At 66.5% G+C, this 1,618-nt stretch carries 2 protein-coding genes; both read left to right on the forward strand.

Translation table 11 applies throughout. The annotated features are described in order from the left end of the window. On the forward strand, window positions 1–426 hold a 426-nt coding region (locus V7Q81_RS16010), incomplete at its 5' end, for an acetyl-CoA carboxylase carboxyltransferase subunit beta (RefSeq protein WP_333845329.1). A 52-nt stretch (window positions 427–478) separates the two neighbouring features. Continuing rightward, on the forward strand, window positions 479–1,618 hold a 1,140-nt coding region (gene folC / locus V7Q81_RS16015; protein WP_333845331.1), incomplete at its 3' end, for a bifunctional tetrahydrofolate synthase/dihydrofolate synthase.

Raw genomic sequence — 1,618 nt, forward strand, 5'->3', positions numbered from 1 at the left:
GTACGGGGGGTGCGGGCCTGCCTGGAGGGGAACCTGCCCTACGTTTGCTTTACCGCCACCGGAGGGGCACGCATGCAGGAGGGGCTCTTTTCCCTCATGCAGATGGCCAAGACCAATGCTGCCCTGGGCAAGCTTGCCGAGGCGCGGCTGCCCTTCATTTCCGTGCTCACCGATCCCACCATGGGGGGCGTCTCGGCCAGCTTCGCTATGATCGGTGACGTAGTGATTGCCGAGCCCGGGGCCCTCATCGGCTTCGCCGGCCCTCGGGTGATCGAGCAGACGGTGCGGGAGACTCTGCCTGAAGGCTTCCAGCGCTCCGAGTTCCTCTTGGAACACGGAGCCATCGACCTGATCGTGGACCGGCGCCGGATGCGGGATACCCTGGCGAGCTTGATCACCCTCCTCATGCGCGCCCCGGCCGTTTGAACGCTTGCCCGTTTCCGGATTCGATTCCCGTCGTTTCCCTGTGATCGATCCCATGCCCAGCGAAAACGCTTCCCTTTCCCCCCTCGGCCCGGGGGCAAGCCTTGCCCAATGGCTTGCCCGTCTCGAGCGAGGAACGGCCCGGGTCATCGAAATGGGGCTGGACCGGGTGTCCCAGGTCTGGAAAACCTTTGGACTGACGCCAGCTTTTCCAGTGATCACCGTGGGTGGCACCAACGGCAAGGGCTCCGTGTGCGCTCTGCTGGAATCCATCTATGCCTGCGCTGGCTACCGGGTCGGGCTCTACACCTCTCCCCATCTCCTGCGCTACAACGAGCGGGTCCGAGTCGCGCAGCGGGAGGCAGCCGACGAGGCCCTGGTGGAAGCGTTCTGCCGGATCGAGGCGGCCCGGGGCTCGATCCCCCTCACGTACTTCGAGTTCGGTACCCTGGCGGCCATGCTCATCTTCATCGAGTCCCGGGTGGATCTTGCCATCCTGGAGGTGGGCTTGGGTGGGCGCCTGGACGCGGTCAATGTTTTCGACAACGACTGTGCGGTGGTGACCTGTATCGACTTCGATCACATGGAATATCTTGGTAATACCCGGGAGGAGATCGGCTTCGAGAAGGCCGGCATCTTCAAGCGCGGGCGTGCGGCGGTGTGCGCCGACCCGGATCCGCCGGCTGTGATCGAGGCCCATGCCCGGGACGTGGGCACCGACCTGCTGCAGATCGGGCGCGACTTCGGCTATACCGCGGAGGGGGCCCATTGGACCTACTGGGGCTATGGGGTGCGGCGGGCCGGCCTGCCGCGCCCGGCCCTCACCGGCGGCTACCAGCTGCGTAATGCCGCTGCCGCCCTGGCGGTGGTGGACGAGCTCAGGGAGCGGCTGCCGGTGGCGGCGGGGGATATTCGGCGTGGCCTGGTGGAAGTTCGCCTGCCCGGGCGGTTCCAAGTGCTGCCCGGTCACCCGGTGGTAGTGTTGGACGTGGCTCACAATCCCCATGCCGCCCGGGCCCTGGCGGAGAACCTGGCAAGTCAGGGCCATTTCCGCACCACCTTTGCCGTCATCGGCATGTTCAAGGACAAGGACCTCCTCGGTGTCGCCCAGGCGCTCAAGCCCCAGGTAGACGTATGGCTCGCCGCCACATTGCCGGGGGAGCGGGGCGCCAGCGCCGAGCGCATCGTCCAGGCC

The organism is Pelomicrobium sp. (assembly GCF_036803785.1).
In the GTDB taxonomy this organism is placed as follows: Bacteria; Pseudomonadota; Gammaproteobacteria; order Burkholderiales; family UBA6910; genus Pelomicrobium.